Source organism: Ruminococcus sp. MCC718 (assembly GCF_018783905.1).
GTDB classification, from domain to species: domain Bacteria; phylum Bacillota; class Clostridia; order Lachnospirales; family Lachnospiraceae; genus Hominisplanchenecus; species Hominisplanchenecus faecis.
Genome location: NZ_WQNP01000021.1, coordinates 1 through 18,904, shown reverse-complemented (window position 1 = coordinate 18,904; position 18,904 = coordinate 1). Strand labels below are relative to the sequence as shown.

Here is an 18,904-nt window from a genome sequence, read left to right as displayed (position 1 = left end):
AAATATATCACTCCTCATTGTTTGTGTCAATCAAAATTAAGACAAATACATCACTTTTATTTCTTCGGCTGTCCCTGCGTTGTAGGGTTCTGTGGACTGCCTGCGTTCTGGTTGCCTTTATTCTTCAATACAATATCCTCTGCCTTTACATACCAGTCCACATCTGCACCCGTATAAGTCTTTCTTGATACCGTATCGGCTACGGGATTGACAAGCTCCACAACTGCATTGTACGGAAATTCCCTTAACGGTACTTCTGGCGGTACGGACACGGGGATAATTCCACCATGCAGACTGCACTTCAAATCATAGATACGCTTTTTAAGCTGGGTACTCGGTGTCCCGTCCTCATTCTGCAAGAACACATCACGCACCGCTGTAAATTTTAATTCTCCAAATGTTTTCTCTTTGTCAATAACAAACCCGTTTGATAATCTCATAAATTCTTCACTCCTTTACTTTTCTTCAACTGCTACAATATCATCAGCAACTAACACATAATCGGTATGTCCCATATCCCCGATTGCGTAACCTCTGCCGTATAACTTCGGATTGACAAGTTTTACTTTCTGCTCATACTTGAAATGCTTTTCGCCAGCCTGCACGGGAATTTCTACCACAACATTTTCGCCTTTTTGTACGTCAGAATAAAGGTTATAGCTTCGTCTGGTTAAGACCCTGCGGTTATTTTTATCTTTTTCAAAGACTGGCTCGCTTTCGCCTGCAAATTCAAGAGTTCCAAAAGACTGTGCCATATCTGGCACGACATATTTCATTTCCATATTGTTTTACCTCGTTTCTTTCTATTTTTTATAAGTTAATTGATTGTGATTTCTTATTCTGGCAGTTCGGGAAGTACCAGCAATCCCCCAGATAGTAAAGGGTAAAATCAATGCTTACGCACCCTTGACTATCCGTGTTCTTGCAGGTTGTAGGCAGACAAGCCAGAATAAGCAAAAGTCTGCCGTTTGACAGCTTCGGCGGAGAACGTGATTTTTCTTTCCTCATATCGTTACCGCCTTATGATTTCTTCATTTTACGTCGTTTGTAAAGATATGTTCCAGCCAGTCCACCAGCAGACGCAAGCAACATCACAACAAATGCCATTACATTTGTACTGTCGCCCGTTTTGGGACTGTCGCTAGGTCTGTTAGGCTTTTCTGGTGTCGGTGGTGTTTCGGGTTTCTCTGGTTCTTCTGGCTTTTCCTTAAAGGTAATTGTCTGTCCCTTATCCTCAATATCCTTATGCTCGGTAACTTTCTTCGGCTCGTCTGGATTGCTTAAATCGTATAATTCCTCAAAAGTTACAAGCTGTTTGCCGTCAAGAGAAGTAGCGTCAAAGGTAAAGGCAACTTCCACTTTCATAGTTTCGCTGTCGGCAGTAAACGTATAATCACTTTCCACACGTTTTCCATTGATAAGAAGTTCAGCATTTTCTTCTTTCAACATCTGCCAGCCCACAAGTTTGTACTGTGTACCGACTTCTAATCCCTCTAAGGTTACGGTATCAATGATTGTAACGTCTTTTCCTGCTTCAAGTTCTTTATTGCCGTCCTTATCGGTAGCAGTCGTATGAATTTTGATGATACGCTCTGTGATAAGTACGGTCTGCCCGTCGTCCTCAATGTCCTTGTGTTCTGCAACTTTCACGGGTTCGTCTGGATTGCTGAAATCATACAATTCTTCAAAGGTAACAAGGTTCTTGCCACCTAAAGCAGACGCATTGAATGTATAGGAAATTTCCACTTTCATTTCTTCCTCATCAGCGATAAAGGTATAATCGTTTTCTACACGTTTCCCGTCAATGATAAACTCGGCGTTTTCTTCCTTTAACATCTGCCAGCCTTTGAGCTGATATTTTGTGCCTTTTGTAAGTCCGTCCAATTTTACAATATCAACGATTGTAACCTCTTTTCCTGCAAGGATAGTCTTTTCGCCGTCCTTGCTGGTCGCTGTGGTATGGATAGAGATTTCTTTTTCGTATTCATCAGTCAGCGTTCCTAAATCAATCACAAGGTTATTTTTTGATACCACGATTTCAAAAGGTGGGATAAGTTCAAAGCCTTTGTTACTTTCAGAGCGTAATTCTTCAATGATATAAGTATCGTAAGGTAACGCACCTTTGCTGTCGTCTGGTTCAGAAGTTCCAAACCATACACCGTCCTCGCTGGTCTTGCCTGCGTTGGTATTGTGCTTATGAGAAGCCCAGTCAGCAGAAGTGGAGAATTGCCCGTTATCATCAGTTACCACTACATGATTTTCGCCCGTCGTCTTGCTTGTGATCCTAAAGGGAACATCAGCAAGACGCTTGTGTGTACCTGCACCGATTTTTACGCCCTCAATATCCCCACGCTTAATCTGATTATAGATAGAATGGGCTTCGTCGGTTAAGTCCACGATTTTTCCATTTTCTGTGATTGCAAAATCAATCGGTTTTGCACCGTCTGTCAAATATCCGTTTGGAGCTTCACTTTCAACGATACGGAATTTTCCATAAGGTAAGAGGTCAGAAGAAGTAGAAGCGACACCCTCAACATCTGTACGAATTGTTTTTACCACTTCATTTTTCTTGTATAGCTTGCCCTCAACCAAAACAGAATTATCATTTAAGGAAATGATGTCAAAGGCAGTATCTTTCAAAGTGGCACTTCCTTGTGGCTTTGTATCGCCCGTTTCTAAATCTCGTTTCTGAATTTTTACACCGCCACGGATAACCTTGTCTGATACGGAAAACTGGTTACTTCCAGATAGTACGGCAAGGTCGCCGTCCTCGGTAATCTGTGTTACATATAAGCCCTTAATCTGTTCGGACTTATCGCCAGCCTGCATATATGCACCCTCTAACAAGTATCCGTTTGGAGCTTTTGTTTCTTCAACGGTTAGCGTTCCAAGTGGAAGAACCGCCTTGCCGTCCTGCATATAGAAGCTGTCGCCAGATACCTTGTATGCGTCCGCTAATTTTGTGATGTAGTGGGTTGTTCCGTCGCTGTCTGTTTCAGCGATTGTCTTTGTAACCCATGTACGAGTAGCTTCGGCAGGGAGATTGTCTTTGTTATAGAAGCCAGCATAATACTTCCATGTAAATTCTGCACCTGCTAAAGAAGCGTTTCCCTGCGGATTGACTTTCTGTGTTTCCATATCAATCTTGAAAAGCTCAATCAAAGTGTCCGTTACTTTTGGTATATCTGATACTTTCAAGGTCGCTGTCTTTCCAGCTTCAACCTTTAAGGAATATACAGTTTTATCTACTTTATATCCTGCTGGTGCAGATAATTCCTTGATATAAACTGTGCCAGCCTTTACCTCTACAACATCTGTATTTCCGTTTTCATCAGTCGTAAGGGTGGCAAGCTGTTTCATGCAGTCCTTATCAGCAAAGACACCGTATGTTGCACCTGCAATAGAGTAATTCCCGTTACCGTCTGTAATGCCGGTATTACTGGAAGTCTTTTGAAGTGTAGCATTTCCGACATTCAGCTTCGCCCAGAATTGCCCTAATTCCTGTCCCTCGCCAGAGTAGATATAACCGCCACATTCATAGCGTCCTTTATTCTCTTTGACAAAGGCTTTTGCACCAGAGAAAACTTCGTCCTGCGTTGCCTTTGGAATTTCATCATAAGAAGCTCGCACATTATCACATTGCCAGCCAAGATGTACGCTCAATCTCTGCCAGACAACAAGCTGTCTTAAAAGGTAGGCGTGATTGTTGCTTATTCCGCTGTGGCTGTCTGTGTACTGTTTCACATATTCGATAGATAAGGCAACGTCGCTTATCTGGTCGGCACTCATACGGGTGCTTGCGTCAGCTCTGGTCTTGTAACCATTCTTAAAATTTGTGTTGATGTCGATACAGTAAGCGTCCTCGCCCTCAACGGTCAAATGTCCCTCATTAAAGGTAGAACCAATCGAACCGTCATTCATTACTTTTTCAACGATACCGACACGCTCTGTACTTTCCGTCCAGTATTGCTTACTTTCTGCATGAACGGGTGTAGTCGGCAAAGCAGTAACGACAGTTGCAAGAGCTAAGAAGCCCGTACACAATCGTTTCCATGTCTTTTTCATAACTCTAATGCTCCTTTCATTTTGGGTAAAAAAATAGCCGTCCAATAAGAACGGCTGGAAATAGAAAAGGAACGTCATTTTAGGCGTTCCATAGTCTATAAGTTATTCAATTTTTTCTTGTTTCAATACTGATGTGCTGTACCATATCTTTGCATATCTAGGAAAACTTGCGTATCAAGGCTCATTCGTTAGTAGTAAATAAGTAGTAAATTGATGTGTTTGTTTCCTTGAAAATGCTGATAGATACTGTGTTTTAGCGGATAATCAGATTTTTATTGTGTTTTTATACATAAAAATACCATGAAGTTTTTTACACGTCAATAATGTCGGATAAAAAATTTGTATTTTTTCATTTAACCCGTTGTGCTAACTATAAATGTGCAAGTTCGTGATTTTACATAAAAAGTTGCGGTTTCATTCTCCAGAACACAACATTCATGCTTCCAAAGCCCTGCATGGCATTGATATCTTTATGTTTATAAAAAATCTTCTGTGAAATTTTAAGTTCCTCAATTGTGCAAAAGAATAAACTTGTAAATAAAGAATATTTACATTATAATGAAAAGATATCAGCGATAAACATTCAACAGATTAAAAACAGGAGGAAGGACTTTGAAAGAAGAAGTAGTAATCGTATTGGACTTCGGTGGACAGTATAACCAGCTGGTTGCCCGACGCGTAAGAGAATGCAATGTCTATTGCGAGATTTATTCTTACAAAACCGATATTGAAAAAATCAAAGCGATGAATCCAAAGGGAATCATCCTGACAGGCGGGCCGAACAGCTGTTACGAGCCGGATTCTCCAACATACACCGATGAACTTTTCAAACTTGGCATTCCGGTGCTTGGACTGTGTTATGGTGCACAGCTGATGTCACACGTGCTTGGCGGAAAAGTAGAGCGTGCTGATGTCAGAGAATATGGAAAAACCGAAGTATTTATCGATAAAAAAGATTCAAAAATATTCCAGGGTGTGTCTGCACAGACTACATGCTGGATGAGCCACTTCGATTATATCTCAAAAGTTGCACCGGGATTTGAAATCTCTGCACACACCGCAGACTGTCCGGTAGCAGCAGCAGAAAACGAAGCAGAAAAACTCTATGCGATCCAGTTCCATCCGGAAGTACTCCACACTGCAGAAGGAACGAAGATGATCAACAACTTCGTCAAAAATGTATGCGGCTGCAAAGGCGACTGGAAAATGGATGCATTTGTAGAGAACACGATCAAAGAGATCCGCGAAAAAGTAGGAGACGGAAAAGTACTGCTTGCACTTTCAGGCGGCGTAGATTCTTCCGTTGCAGCAGGTCTTCTTTCCAGAGCCATCGGCAAACAGCTTACCTGTGTATTCGTAGATCACGGTCTGCTGCGTAAAGACGAAGGCGATGAAGTAGAAGGTGTATTTGGACCGAACGGTCAGTTTGATCTGAATTTCATCCGTGTGAATGCACAGGAAAGATATTACAAAAAACTGGCAGGTGTTACCGAGCCGGAAGCAAAACGTAAAATCATCGGTGAAGAATTTATCCGCATTTTTGAAGAAGAAGCAAAGAAAATCGGAGCTGTAGATTTCCTGGCACAGGGAACCATTTATCCGGACGTTGTAGAGAGCGGTCTCGGCGGAGAATCCGCAGTGATCAAATCCCATCACAATGTAGGCGGCCTTCCGGATTTCGTAGATTTCAAAGAAATCATCGAGCCGCTGCGTGACCTCTTCAAAGATGAAGTCCGCAAAGCTGGACTGGAACTCGGCATTCCGGAAAAACTGGTATTCCGTCAGCCATTCCCGGGTCCTGGTCTTGGAATCCGTATCATCGGTGAGGTAAATGCAGAAAAAGTCCGCATCGTCCAGGATGCCGATTACATTTACCGTGACGAAGTGGACAAAGCAGTTGCAGCTTACAAAGCAGAGCATGGAACAGCACCATCCTGGATGCCGAACCAGTATTTCGCAGCCCTGACTAACATGCGTTCCGTTGGTGTAATGGGTGACGAAAGAACGTATGACTATGCAGTTGCACTTCGTGCAGTTAATACCGTCGACTTTATGACCGCCGAAGCGGCAGAAATTCCATTTGCAGTACTGCAGAGCGTCATGAGCAGAATCATCAACGAAGTTCGCGGAGTCAACCGAGTATTTTATGATCTGACCAGCAAACCACCTGGAACTATCGAATTCGAATAACGGACTAAAATGCCGAAAGCCTGTATTTATGCGGGTTTTCGGCATTTGTTTTATCGAATGGCTCTAGTTTGGCTCTATTTGTGGGCGGGATAAGGGTTGCGAAAGCACTGATGGAAAAATGAAGGCATAATGGTAAGGAAAAAGTGATATATGCATCTTGGAAGCACAGGAATACTGAAAATTATAAGTTCAGCTGGAACAAAAAGTATGTTATATACTGGAGAATTCCGGGGATCTGTGGGGAGTAATTGCGGGAAAAAAGGGAAAAGCGTATAATGCAAGAAAATAATGTTTTCACAGTGTAAAATAGAGGAGAGAACTATCATGCAGAAAATACTGATTGTAGAAGATGATACAAATATCAATAATCTGCTTCAGGAAGCATTATCCAAAGCAGGCTATTCCTGTGAGCAGGCGTTTTCCGGAACTGAGGCAAAGCTGCTTTTGAATATGCAGGAGCATAGCTATGCACTGGTGTTGCTGGATTTGATGTTGCCGGGAATTACAGGAGAAGCAGTTCTGGAGGAAATACGGAAAAAGGGAAATCTTCCGGTTATTGTTTTGACTGCGAAAGATAGCTTGGATGAAAAGGTAAAGGTTTTAACTAGTGGGGCTGATGATTATATAACGAAACCTTTTGAAATCAGAGAGGTACTGGCAAGAATTCAGGTACAGCTTCGTCATACAGAAGAAAAGGAAATAAAAGAATCTAACCTTTCGTTCAGAGAGATGGTATTGAACAAAGCTACTTTTCAGGTCAGCATTGGTGGAAAAATACTTCCTAAGATAACAAGACAGGAGTTTGCGATTTTAGAATTACTGCTTAGAAATCCGAAGCAGGTTTTCAGTAAAGAGGACATTTTTGAATATGCGTGGGACGAACCATATATGGGTGAAACAAAAACTCTGGATGTACATATAAGCAATATTCGCAAAAAGATAAAAACAGTTACATCTGAGGAATATATTGAAACAGTCTGGGGAATCGGTTATCGTCTTCATCTATAATCTTTACTCTTTTTTTACTATTTATTTGCGTTTGATTAGGATTATTCCTTTATGATAAATGCAGATAAGAAAAAGGAGATGAAAAACTTGAGCGAAATGTTATTGGAAACAAGAAATTTGACTAAGCAATATGGACACCATAAAGCTGTGGACAGTGTCAATATGCATATTAAAAAAGGTGCTATTTATGGTTTTATCGGTCGGAATGGAGCTGGGAAGACAACTTGTCTGAAGATGATCAGTGGACTTTCCAAGCCAACTTGTGGAGAAATCGAGATGTTCGGATACAAGGGAAAGGATTTGCAAAAAGTTCGATCACGGATAGGATGTCTGATTGAGGCACCGGGACTTTATGGAAATATGACTGCATATGAAAATCTGAATATCAAATGCAAGCTGTTTGGAATAAAGAAAAAAAGTTATATTGAAGAAATATTGAGAATTATCGGTCTGGAGGATGTGGGAAAGAAAAAAACAAAACATTTTTCACTTGGAATGAAACAGCGTTTGGGAATTGGTCTTGCTTTGGTTGGAGACCCAGATTTATTAGTTCTTGATGAGCCAATCAATGGATTGGATCCACAGGGTATTGCAGAGATCCGGGATACGATTCAGAGACTTCAGAAAGAGAAGAATATGACAATATGCATTTCCAGTCATATTCTTGAGGAATTATCGAAGATTGCTACTGATTATGGAATTATTCATAATGGAAGTTTATTACAGGAAATTACAAGAGAAGAATTAATAAGAAGATGCAGTGAACGGATAGAGTTGACATTGGATCATCCGAAACAGGCGATTCCGGTGATGGATTCTATGGGATTTACCAACTATCAGGTAACAGATAAAGAGCATATTCATATTTTTGAACGATTGAATGAAAGTGCAGCGTTGAATATGGAACTTGCAAAGTCAGGAATTCCGGTAAAAGGGATTTCCATAACCAGTGAAGAACTGGAAACTTATTTTCTGAATCTGACGGGAGGTGCGGATCATGCTTAATATAATAAAAATGGATTTATACCGGATGCTTAAAACCAAAAGTATGTATGTAATCTGGATCGTACTGGCAGCAATATTATTGATTACAACATCTTTATGCAAGACAGATTATGAGCTTTCGACTGAAAAGGATGCCATGAAACAGGAGCAGGTTACTGAACCTACTGTGGATAATATTAATGTGGGAATGATGGTAACGCTGCCTACGGAGCCGGGAGAAAAGGTGACGGTATATGATATCTTTTTTGCCAATTCCCAAGGAAAATTGTATGCACTGCTTTTGGTGATTTTTACTGTTCTGTTTTCAACAGCGGATATCAGCAGCGGATATATTAAGAATATAGGAGGTCAGATTAGAAATAGAGGAACTCTGATTTTTTCCAGGGCAATTGCCTTGGCTGTCTTTACGGTACTGACAATGGCAGGTGCATTCTTATTTCAGGCAGCGGCGAATGGTATTTTTTTCGGGGAATTGGAATGGGGAAATACAAAGGCAATTTTATCTTATTTTGTGACTGAACTGGCTCTTCATTATGCACTTGTGCTGATTTGTATGGCGATTGCAATTATTTTGAAAAATAATGTAATCAGCATGGTCATTGCTGTCTGTCTTAGCATGAATGTAATGACCATTGTGTATGGGGTGATCAATAGTGTTATTCAAAAAATAGGAATTCAGAATTTCCAGATTTATAAGTATACGATAACAGGAAAATTATCACTGCTTCCTATGAATCCGAGTGGAAATGAGTGTTTGGCGGCATTTGGTGTGGCAATAGTGTTCATCGTTATGATGATATCAGTAAGCAGCGTTGTTTTTCAAAAGAGGGATATTTAACGGATGTATATCGTAATTGGGATATTAGCAGGAATTATTATCTTACAATTTATTATTATGTGGAAATACCAGCGGCAGGTGAAAGACATCTGCCGCCAATTGGCGTTTATGATGAAACATGACAGTAACATGTTGATTAACCATGAATTTGATGTGGGTGGAATAGGAAAGCTTTCTGACAAGTTGAATGAGCTTCTGGAACTGCGAAGAAAAGAGAAGCAGTATTATCAGGAGAAAGAAGCTCTGATTGCGGACACTTATACAAATCTTTCTCATGATATCCGCACACCACTGACATCTTTGGACGGATATTTCCAGCTAATGGAAGAATGTAAAAATATAGAGGATCAGAAACGTTATTTAAGCATTATCCACGAAAGAATTCATAGTCTGAATGAAATGTTGGAAGAACTTTTTATGTTTACAAAGTTAAAAAACGAATCTTACAGTTTTGAATTGACATTGTGCTGTATGAACCGGATTTTGAAAGAAACAGTTTTTTCATACTATGATGAATGGGTAAGAATGGAAATTCAGCCGGATATTCAGATTACGGAAGAACAGTTGTATATACATGGAAACAGGCAGGGACTCCGCCGTGTTATCCAGAATGTGATAAAAAATGGGCTGGATCATGGAGAAAAGAAGATTAGCATTGTGTTGGAACGTGATCAAAATCAGGCGGTGCTTAGAATCAGCAATCAGGTTACACATCCAGAACAGATTAATATAGATCAGGTATTTGAGCGATTTTATAAAGCAGATGTTGCCAGAAGTAAAACATCTACTGGATTGGGACTATCTATTGCAAAGGAGTTGGTTAGTCGGATGGATGGAGAGATTGAAGCAAAAATAGAAAAAAAAGAGTTTATTGTTGAAATGAACTTTCCGATTGTAACCGATGCTAAATAGTATTTTGCGATTATTCAAGAGTTCAAGTCGAACGCACGTGAGACTTGGCACGCGATTCTACACTTCGTTTTATTTCATAACGTATATTAAAGTATTAAAGAAACCTTACTGATTTTCAGAAGTCAAAAACTGAATATCGGTAAGGTTTTTCTTATTATGACAAACTAAGCTGGCAATAAAGCTTCCCAAGAGCGTTTGCTTGAATATAGCGTTGAGTTTGACTTCCAGTGGAACTGCTTATAGTCATGTATATATTTGCAAGCATCGGACTCATTACTGAGCCTTGTGCCGAACCTCCTGTTTCATATCTATGTAAGTTACTTGATATGTTCATGTTAACGAATCAACTTCTGAATTAGAAGATATTATCAAATTTATAAGTCACTATTTATTTTAATAGTATAACAGATGGAATAGGGACTACATTTATGCAATGTAACTTTTGTTCTTTCTGTTTAACGATTTCTTTTTCCTGTATTCTCTGTCCCTCGGATTTCCTCATGATAGAAATAATCTACAATCACCGGATGTCCCTGCACGACTCTGTCATAAGGCATTTCATTATCCACAAAGGGACAATCATACTTCTTAGCCATTTCCTCAGCTTTTACTTCAAGTGCTTCAAAGTAGCTGCGGTTATACTTGTTATAAATCTCATCATAAAGCGGTACAAGATCAGGATATTTTCCAGCGATATAATCCATAATTGTCTTTTTAAAACCGCCTCGAAGATTGAGATTTTCGAGCCAGAACAGATCGCACTGATCCTTTACCCGCTCAAAGATTGCTTCAAAATCCGTGATACCGGGGAATACCGGGGATACGAAACAGACTGTACGGATACCTGCTTCATATACCTGCTTCATAGCAGCGATACGGTGCTCAATGCTAGAAGCAGAGTCCATATCGTTCTTGAAATTTTCATCCAGTGTATTGATCGACCATGAAACGGTTACTCGTCCAAGCTTCTTCAACAGATCAATATCCCGTACCACAAGATCCGACTTTGTGCAGATCAGAATATCTGCGTCACTGCCGATCAGCTGCTCCAGAAGTTTTCTGGTATTCCCGAATTGCTCCTCCTGTGGATTGTAGCCATCTGTCACAGAACCGATGACCACCCGCTGTCCGGCATATTTCTTCGGATTTTTAATTTCCGGCCAATGCTTCACATCAAGGAAAGTGCCCCATTCCTCCTTGTGCCCGGTAAAGCGCTTCATAAAAGAAGCATAGCAATACTTGCAGGCATGTGTACAGCCCACATAGGGATTGACCGAGTAACCGCCTACCGGCAGACTAGACTTAGTCATGATGTTCTTTGTTTCCACCTCACGAATGAGGATTCCATTCATTACTTCTTCCATGATTTCTGTACCTCTAACACTTTATTAAATTCTTCCGGCATTTCCTGAATCATATTTTCATCCCCTATGATAGGGACAAGGTCTTCCTTCATAAACACCGGAATGCCGAGCTTATGTGCCTGGTCCGTCAGAGACCATGCCCATTCCGGCTCCGTATGAATCTTCCTGCTCTGAGCTCCGGTCATGGTGCCGACAACGATCCAATTGATTCCAGAAAGGTCAACTGTGCCGGGATCATCGAATAACGGCTCAAAGGTAACATGGTAATGTTTTGCTCTAACGTTTTTCCGAAGGGCGTCGATACGCCACCGTTCTGCTTTCCTCGTCACCGTAACGCCAAACCATGCGTTTTCCAGATTGGTATCAAAATCCAGCAAATCAGGTCGCTTGGTAAGGAACAGGAACTGATGCTGTGGATTTTCACGGATCTTTACAAATACCTCGTCTCTCCATTCCGGCTTCCATCCGGAGAGATCGCTCATGCCGGTAAGAAGAAAGTTCTGCGGACGTTTCTTTTCCATCATCTTAAGCTTACCCGGAAAGAATTCAGGGTCAGCGAAGTCATCAATCATATGCCAGCGTTTCACGTTGTTGCGGGCATAGCAATATGAACACCCCACTGTGCAGCCAATGACGATATTCATGTTCTGAATCTGATCTTTGATACAAATACTCATGACTTCTGCCACTCCTCAAGATTCTTTCTGATGCGGTCGAGGCATTCCTCAAACCAGGTAATTTCTTCCTCTGAAAAATCTTTGTAGTAAATACTGCCCATCTCATCAGATACAGAATCGTACTCACCCTTTAAGGCATGTGCTTTCTCAGTCAGAAACAGGAGTGTTTTCCTTTTGTCCGTTTCAGACTGAACACGGCTTATCAGCCCTTGATTTTCCATTCTTTCCAGCATCGTAGTAAGAGATGTTATCGCTAATCCGCATTTAGTCGAGAGTGACCTGATTGAGATACCATCCTCCTGCCACAGCACATAAAGAATACGCCCCTGGGCTCCATTAAACGCATCAATATTCTTTTCACTGAGAATCTTCTCGAAAATCCGGTCTCCAAGCTGTTTTATTTTGGTGACAAGAAATCCTCCATTCATTTTCATATAAAAACTCCTATATAGTATTTTGTCAAATAATACTATATAGGAGTTTTATTGTCAACAGTTTGTATGTCTAAGTAGAAGTAACTTTCGATTTTTTCAATTCTCCAAACGGGAATTTGTCAGTATCTCTTTTTGCATGTTTTGGGTATCGTTGCTTCATAACTCATATCAAGCAACATTTTGGTTTTGTCATCTGATACGCTGCCATCCAGTGCAACAGTAATCCAGCTATCCTTGCTCATGTGATACGCCGGGAAGAAGCCGGGTTCCTCTCGTAGTGTGCCAATCAGAATTGGGTCACATTTGAAATCGACCACTTTCAGCATTTCTTCGCCTTGCAGCCCCAGCTTGTTCTTTGGTACATCCATAATCAGAGCAAACCACTTCCGATTATTACAATGCCGGAACACCTCATAATTCGGATATTTGAGCCACGGATAATCTGTCTCAGCGTTATATGTCTCCATTATAAATGATTCTAATTCTGCACGTTTCATAACCTCACCTCTACAACTTCTAGCTTTCTGCATGTTACTATATAGTTTTGATGACCTGTTCTTCTGCATTTTGGCCGAGGGATAATCTCTTCGTGGAAAAAATAATTGACCACGATAGGCGGATCGTTGAACGGGCGTTTGATGGAATCATCATCCCGGACATACAGTAGCCCTTCCTCTTGGCAAAACTGCCGCATCTGCGCATCCAGCATTGACCAGTAGCTGCGTTCTTTTTTATTGTAAATGGTATCGTACAGCGGCAGCAGGTCTGGATGTTTTTCCGTTATATAGTCAAAAATCGTTTTCTTATAACCGCCCCGCAAGTTTAGGTTTTCCAGCCAGACCAAATTACATTGATTCTTCGCCCGGTGGATGATGGAGGGCAGGTCGGTGAGGCCGGGGAAAATCGGCGAGATAAAGCAGGTGGTGCGCACACCAGCATCATGGAATGCTTTCATAGCGGCCAGCCGCCGCTCAATGCTCACTGCATTGTCCATATCAGTGCGAAAATCTTCGTCCAGTGTGTTTGATCGACCAGGATACCCGCGCATTGGGGAATGTTTTAATGAGGTCAAGGTCACGCAGCACCAGGTCAGACTTGGTAGCAATACTGAGGCTACATCCGCTGCCCTGCATCTGCTCTAAAATGGCGCGGGTGCGGCAGGCGGTTTCCTCCAGCGGCTGATATGGGTCGGTCACGTAACAGAGAAACAGTTCTTTCCCTGCATACCGCTCCGGGTGTTTGATTTCCGGCCAAAATTTAACGTCTATGAACTCTCCCCAGGGCTCCGGGTGATTGGTAAAACGCTTCATAAAAGATGCGTAGCAATATTTGCAGCCGTGGCCACAGCCCACATAAGGATTGACCGAATAATAATCACTCACAGGCAAATTGGATTTTGTGAGGACGCTTTTTACTTCAACGTTTCAGATGATTGGCTCCATTGTATGTATGCTCCTTTGATTTTGCTTATTTTTCACGGGACAGTTTCATCATATCCTTCATATCGGCAAAACCGATTGTTTGATACAGCGGCCTGCCTTTGTCTGAGGTTTCAAGATATATTTTTGAAATATGCCGCTGACGAGCCTGCTCTACAAGCCACCTGACGATTCTGTTCCCTATGCCGTGTCCGCGAAACTGTGGCCGGGTATAAATGTTCATCAGGTAGGCACATTTCCCGTTTAGATTGTCCGGTGAGGGCATCTCATGATAGAGGCATATCCCGCCGCAGCCGACGATTTCCTCCCCTACGTAGGCAAAGCAGGCAATATGTCCGCCCTGCGGCAGTTCTGTTTGATAGTAGCGGCGATTTTCCGATTCCAGCTCTGTTACAGACCGCTCCGAGGGGATGGAGAATACCTCATGCAAGACTTCCATTCGCCATTGCATCAATACATTCAGGTCCTGGATCGTGGCCTGCCGGATCTGAATCTCCATTATAATGCCCCCGCTTTCATTACCACCGGCAGTTTCGACACATCCGGCTTACCGTTGACATTCAAAGGAATCTGTTTCATCTTCACAAAGAACTCTGGGATCATAAAGGAAGTCAGATTTTCAGACAGTTCTTTTTTTACTTCCGAGACTTTCAGCTTATTGTCGGAAGGCACCACATAGGCGGTCATATAGGACAGTCCATCCTCGTCTGTAAAAGCCCGGACAATAGCCTGCTGCACATCCTTGCACCGATAGAGCCGGGACTCCACCTCGGCAAGTTCCACCCGCTTGCCGTAAATCATGATCTGGTCGTCCTTGCGGTGCAGGAATGCAATGTTGCCATCCGGCAGGATATAGCCCAAATCGCCGCTGCGGTACATGGTGCTACCGTCCGGCTGCCGCTCAAAAGCGCTGTTTTCCTCGGCATGGTCGCCAATGTAGCCCAGAGATACACCGCCGCCATAAATGCAAATCTCACCCGTCTGCCCTTTGGCAACCTCGTTGCCAGACTGATCCAGAATCCTGATCTGCGCACCTAGTACAGGATGACCGATGGGATAGGTACCGTCCTCCAGCACAGTTCCACTATTACAACGGTAATAGGAGGCGCAGACCGTTGTCTCGGAGGGGCCGTAGGTGTTGTAAACCTCTGCTTTGTTCAGCAGGTGATCCACATAAACGCCCCGCAACACATCGCCGCCGCTGATAAGCAGCCGCAGAGAGGACGGAATGACAGACAGGTGGTTCATTTCTGCCAGCAGATACGGAAAGCCGCTGATCATAGTCACATGGTGACGTTCCACAAAAGCCATCAACGCATGGATGTCGGCCTTATCCTCGTCAGCGGGGATGGCCAGAGCGGCACCATTCAGCAGACTGGTGAACACTTCCTCCACAAAGATGTCAAAAGAACAGACGGAATATTGTAGCATGACATCACCGGGGCCGGGATGGAACTCGTTGGCAAAGGCACGGACATAATGGCAAACATTGCGGTTGGTGACACAGACACCTTTGGGCCGCCCGGTGGTACCTGACGTATACAGCACATAGGCGGGGCGTTCCGGGTCTTCGATGGCGTTGCGCTTCCAGGAGGGCGTCTCCACGCCGCAGATCTCACAATCTGTATAGCGGATGGGGAAACTGCTCAGTTTGGGCGCAAAGGCGTGTTCCGTCAGCACAAAATCCACCTGTGCCTCGGTCATCATGTCATGGATGCGCCCGGTGGGAAAATCCGGCTCGGCTGGGACATATCGGCCGCCGCATTTGAGTACCGCCAGAATCGAGGCAATCATCTCGGTTCGGTGACGCATGACGATGCCGATGCTGTGTACTTCCTGCGGAAAGCTGCACGTGATCATATCTACCATGTTGGACAGCTCTCCAAAAGTCATGGCGCGGTCGTTTTCAATGATAGCCGGGGCATTTTCATGTTCTTTAACTACTTTCTGAAAAAGCGAATAAATCGTATCCATCGTTTTATCTCCTTGTCGGTTTATCTATTTAATATCCAGTGAATGCCAGCCGCTGTGCGCTTGTTGCACGCCTGATAGTGGCTGCCACTGTTCAGTACGAAGGTGGTTTCGATGCCTTTCCCGTGGCACAGTGTTTCTATCTCCTGCGTATTCTGCTGTACAACGTTCAAAATCGGATTATCGGTGGAGCTCTCCTTGTCTCCGAGAGAAAAATACAGACAGTCAGGTTTGCGCTTCATCTCATGGGAGCACACATATTCCATGATGCCCTCAAACCAGAAGGAACCTGACATACTCGCTGCGCGGGCAAACACATCCGTTTGGTAGAGAGCGTAGAGGGCGAACAGCCCGGCCAGCGAGTAACCGGCGAGGCCCCGCCAGGCGGGCGCACCGGGAAGGAGCGCTTCCGCTTCCGGCATAATTTCATCCAGAAGCAGTTTCAGGTAATCATCCGCACCCCCGGTGCAGGGCGTATCGTGTTTAGAGATCGGCCCCATATACCACGGTGTCATGTCATGATCCCATTTCAGCTCACTGACCGCCACCAGACAGAAATCTGGGCAGCCGAGCGCCATCAGGTTTTTATACACACTGTTAACGGCATTGGAAAAGGTGTTGAGATAGATAACTGGGCTGCCCGGCTTTGCGCTTGGGTATATGTCCACTCTTTTTTGTTCTATGGTTAAAGAAGTCACTTTGTTGCCTCCTCTCTTGACGATTCATTGTATAAATATTGTACGGTATCCGAAAACGAAAGCAAGTACGCAGAAAGTTCGTACATAGTATCAAACTACTGACCAAGGCTATAAACAGGAGGAATCAAGATGGATCATATCATGACATATGAGGAATATCTGCGCGATGTCAAGAAGGGAATCGTCACCGATCTGGGCAACAGCCCGGTCACGCCGCTGCTTCTGATGCTTCAGGGAAAGTGGAAAACACAGATTACCATGACGATTTGGTTTGTGTTGCTTTCCGCTGGAATTAAAACGTCAGCCTTCTAGATATCAAAATTTCGAGGCTCAATCACACTCTCTATTTTCTCGCTGTCTACGCTTAGCAACTACCATTACTGGCAGTCACCCAAGACTCGCTACTGGCGGTTGGTTAGACCTTACCAGACAGGCATTCCACCTGCTAGACTACTCGCCCTTGTCTGGGCGCACAATTTCGATTGTTTTAATTCTTCTCAGTTCCACCTTCTTGCCCTTCGGACAAGAAGTATCCCTCGCTCAAAGAGCTCGGTCAATTCAAATCTTCTGTTGCTTTCAGTCTCTGCTGAAGACTGAAAGTTACCTTCACTTTACTATTTCTAATAGTTTTCTCACATAATCATCTGCGTGGTTTATTGAAAACTCTCCATGATACATATTAGGAAGAACTTGTATAAAACTATCCTGCAATTTTTCATGAATGATTTTAGCAGATTTTTTCATTGATTGCTTTTCTTTTTCTCCAACATAAATTTGAACGGTTGCTTCACACTCTCCAATGCCATCTTTTAGTGAATATACTGAGTTTTCCTGTAAAAAGGCAATCATATCACTCTTTCTAATAGCACAAGTATCTTTGTAATATTCATCAAACAAATTCGACTTTATTCGTAGTGATTTGAATTGCAATTTTGAAAACCACTTATACTTTATTAAGCCATAGCAACTTCCAAACGCCGGTTTAATCATAGAATATGTAAATTTTGAAGGTATCACAAGTACACTTTCCACTATTGCATACCTACATATATCTTTGCGCTGAGATAAAATTTCAAGCAAAATCTGCCCTCCAAGCGATAGTCCTCCCATCATTAAAACAGAACCCCCCAATTTGCTATTTACAAATTCTATAATATCCAAAGCATTATTCTCTATCGTCGTAAACTGCTTATCACATCCTGCATGACCATCTAATATAGGCAAAACCACATGATAATCTGTTTGAAGTCTTTCAGCAACCTCTTTGTAATTCCACCATGATAAACCGCCTCCGTGTAAGAGGATAATTACATCGCTGTTTTCTTTTCCATATTCTACATAATTCAACCTCTTTCACCTCGCTGTAAACTTCCGATTTTTCGTTCTCTGCGACTTCCCAATAAACGGGAATTTATTTACTTTTCTTCATATTTTTTAACGATACCTAAACTATAAACAGCCATAATTGCAATCGTTTCCACCATCACACCAATAACCGACCACAGAATGTATGGTGTATTTTGACCTTCTAACAGCGGAATGCCTAATATAATAAAAACGATTCCATAGATTATAAACAATCGTCCGGTCGCACGATTGTAACCTTTCACATCTTTTACTTTTATTGTTTCGGTATTAGCCCAGAATCCAACCAGATTCTTAGAAAACATATCTTTTATTCCTAGTCCAATTATAAACACTCCGAAAAGTGACCATATAATAAACCCTATCATATTGTTTCTCCTTACAAATCGAATTAAAAGCCACCATAATGAGACAATGTCTCTGTTGCAAATTCTGTACCAACTCTCATAGCCTCGTAAATATCACCAATTAACATATGAGAACACACAAAGCCTGCATGGTAGCTATCTCCGCAACCAGTAGTATCAACTATTTCTAAAGCTTCATCAGCCGGGACAAAATACTTTTCACCATTATAATATGTAACACTTCCTTTATCAGCTAAAGATGCATTAAATAGTCCTTTATAATTGGTGAACTACCCATTGTCTAAAGCCAATGGGCTTCCTGCTTCGCAGACCTCGCAACCTACTATCTCCACAGGCGTTAATTCGGACAGTCCCTGTCCTATATTGTTATTCCTTTTATGCTATTCGTCTTAATCCTTCTTCCAGTATATTCTTTGCTGCATTGATATCTCTGTCATGCGTTGTACCACAGACAGGACATACCCATTCCCTTACGGACAGGTTTTTTGTCTCTGTATTTTGGTATCCACAAACGGAACACAGCTGACTACTGGCATAGAATGTATCTATTTTGACATATTTCCTGCCATT

At 42.5% G+C, this 18,904-nt stretch carries 19 protein-coding genes and 2 pseudogenes; 6 read left to right on the top strand and 15 right to left on the bottom strand.

Translation table 11 applies throughout. From position 1 onward, the window contains the following. Positions 1–56: 56 nt before the first annotated feature. From GPK60_RS02505 to GPK60_RS02495, 3 genes are all read right to left on the bottom strand, one after another. A complete protein-coding gene (locus GPK60_RS02505) occupies positions 57–440 on the bottom strand; it encodes a YdcP family protein (RefSeq protein WP_008787611.1) in 384 nt (127 codons plus the stop codon). A 15-nt stretch (positions 441–455) separates the two neighbouring features. Continuing rightward, a complete protein-coding gene (locus GPK60_RS02500) occupies positions 456–782 on the bottom strand; it encodes a YdcP family protein (protein WP_055062545.1) in 327 nt (108 codons plus the stop codon). A 238-nt stretch (positions 783–1,020) separates the two neighbouring features. Next, on the bottom strand, positions 1,021–4,065 hold the full coding sequence (locus GPK60_RS02495; protein ID WP_215658786.1) for an SrtB-anchored collagen-binding adhesin: 3,045 nt from the start codon (positions 4,063–4,065) through the stop codon (positions 1,021–1,023). A 612-nt stretch (positions 4,066–4,677) separates the two neighbouring features. Between GPK60_RS02495 and guaA the strand changes: the two genes are divergently transcribed. From guaA to GPK60_RS02470, 5 genes are all read left to right on the top strand, one after another. After that, positions 4,678–6,255 (top strand): glutamine-hydrolyzing GMP synthase, encoded by a 1,578-nt coding sequence (gene guaA / locus GPK60_RS02490; protein WP_173865474.1) that lies wholly within the window; start codon positions 4,678–4,680, stop codon positions 6,253–6,255. A 288-nt stretch (positions 6,256–6,543) separates the two neighbouring features. Beyond that, complete coding sequence (locus tag GPK60_RS02485) at positions 6,544–7,263, top strand: response regulator transcription factor (RefSeq protein WP_008399859.1); 720 nt, start codon at positions 6,544–6,546, stop codon at positions 7,261–7,263. 51 nt (positions 7,264–7,314) lie between these two features. Then, the gene (locus GPK60_RS02480; RefSeq protein WP_173865491.1) at positions 7,315–8,268 is read left to right on the top strand and encodes an ABC transporter ATP-binding protein; all 954 of its coding nucleotides are present in this window, start codon (positions 7,315–7,317) and stop codon (positions 8,266–8,268) included. 136 nt (positions 8,269–8,404) lie between these two features. Then, on the top strand, positions 8,405–9,106 hold the full coding sequence (locus GPK60_RS02475) for an ABC transporter permease (RefSeq protein WP_252191267.1): 702 nt from the start codon (positions 8,405–8,407) through the stop codon (positions 9,104–9,106). 57 nt (positions 9,107–9,163) lie between these two features. Then, positions 9,164–10,018, top strand: a complete 855-nt coding sequence (locus GPK60_RS02470; RefSeq protein ID WP_346727700.1) for a HAMP domain-containing sensor histidine kinase — start codon at positions 9,164–9,166, stop codon at positions 10,016–10,018. A gap of 455 nt (positions 10,019–10,473) precedes the next feature. On the opposite strand, the gene GPK60_RS02465 is transcribed toward GPK60_RS02470, so the two are convergent. From GPK60_RS02465 to GPK60_RS02430, 8 genes and pseudogenes are all read right to left on the bottom strand, one after another. Beyond that, positions 10,474–11,382, bottom strand: coding sequence for a radical SAM mobile pair protein B (locus GPK60_RS02465; RefSeq protein ID WP_215658783.1), 909 nt, complete (start codon positions 11,380–11,382; stop codon positions 10,474–10,476). Beyond that, positions 11,370–12,059: a radical SAM mobile pair protein A gene (locus tag GPK60_RS02460; protein WP_215658782.1), complete on the bottom strand. Its 690-nt coding sequence runs from the start codon at positions 12,057–12,059 to the stop codon at positions 11,370–11,372. Before GPK60_RS02460 ends, GPK60_RS02465 begins: the two co-directional genes overlap by 13 nt. After that, positions 12,056–12,493 carry a radical SAM mobile pair system MarR family transcriptional regulator gene (locus GPK60_RS02455; protein WP_147632765.1) on the bottom strand — a complete coding sequence of 146 codons (438 nt, stop codon included), beginning with the start codon at positions 12,491–12,493 and terminating at the stop codon, positions 12,056–12,058. The genes GPK60_RS02460 and GPK60_RS02455 overlap by 4 nt, the downstream gene beginning before the upstream one ends. 119 nt (positions 12,494–12,612) lie before the next feature. Next, positions 12,613–12,990 (bottom strand): MmcQ/YjbR family DNA-binding protein, encoded by a 378-nt coding sequence (locus tag GPK60_RS02450; protein WP_008707693.1) that lies wholly within the window; start codon positions 12,988–12,990, stop codon positions 12,613–12,615. Beyond that, positions 12,987–13,881, bottom strand: a pseudogene (locus tag GPK60_RS02445) (radical SAM protein). The gene GPK60_RS02450 and the pseudogene GPK60_RS02445 overlap by 4 nt, the downstream one beginning before the upstream one ends. A 79-nt stretch (positions 13,882–13,960) precedes the next feature. After that, complete coding sequence (locus GPK60_RS02440; protein WP_008707691.1) at positions 13,961–14,431, bottom strand: GNAT family N-acetyltransferase; 471 nt, start codon at positions 14,429–14,431, stop codon at positions 13,961–13,963. After that, positions 14,431–15,906 (bottom strand): amino acid adenylation domain-containing protein, encoded by a 1,476-nt coding sequence (locus GPK60_RS02435; RefSeq protein WP_118069890.1) that lies wholly within the window; start codon positions 15,904–15,906, stop codon positions 14,431–14,433. Before GPK60_RS02435 ends, GPK60_RS02440 begins: the two co-directional genes overlap by 1 nt. 20 nt (positions 15,907–15,926) lie before the next feature. Continuing rightward, positions 15,927–16,601: an alpha/beta hydrolase-fold protein gene (locus GPK60_RS02430; RefSeq protein ID WP_055058584.1), complete on the bottom strand. Its 675-nt coding sequence runs from the start codon at positions 16,599–16,601 to the stop codon at positions 15,927–15,929. A gap of 129 nt (positions 16,602–16,730) precedes the next feature. Between GPK60_RS02430 and GPK60_RS02425 the strand changes: the two genes are divergently transcribed. Next, positions 16,731–16,913 carry a hypothetical protein gene (locus GPK60_RS02425; RefSeq protein WP_008707686.1) on the top strand — a complete coding sequence of 61 codons (183 nt, stop codon included), beginning with the start codon at positions 16,731–16,733 and terminating at the stop codon, positions 16,911–16,913. 294 nt (positions 16,914–17,207) lie between these two features. On the opposite strand, the gene GPK60_RS02420 is transcribed toward GPK60_RS02425, so the two are convergent. The 4 genes and pseudogenes from GPK60_RS02420 to GPK60_RS02405 form a co-directional block, all read right to left on the bottom strand. After that, positions 17,208–17,948 carry an alpha/beta hydrolase gene (locus GPK60_RS02420; protein ID WP_215658781.1) on the bottom strand — a complete coding sequence of 247 codons (741 nt, stop codon included), beginning with the start codon at positions 17,946–17,948 and terminating at the stop codon, positions 17,208–17,210. 68 nt (positions 17,949–18,016) lie between these two features. Further along, on the bottom strand, positions 18,017–18,334 hold the full coding sequence (locus GPK60_RS02415; protein ID WP_147632763.1) for a hypothetical protein: 318 nt from the start codon (positions 18,332–18,334) through the stop codon (positions 18,017–18,019). 23 nt (positions 18,335–18,357) lie between these two features. Next, a pseudogene (locus GPK60_RS02410) lies at positions 18,358–18,561 on the bottom strand (PfkB family carbohydrate kinase); the annotation flags it as partial. 148 nt (positions 18,562–18,709) lie between these two features. After that, positions 18,710–18,904, bottom strand: a 195-nt coding sequence (locus GPK60_RS02405) for a zinc ribbon domain-containing protein (protein ID WP_215658780.1), incomplete at its 5' end; no start/stop codon positions are given.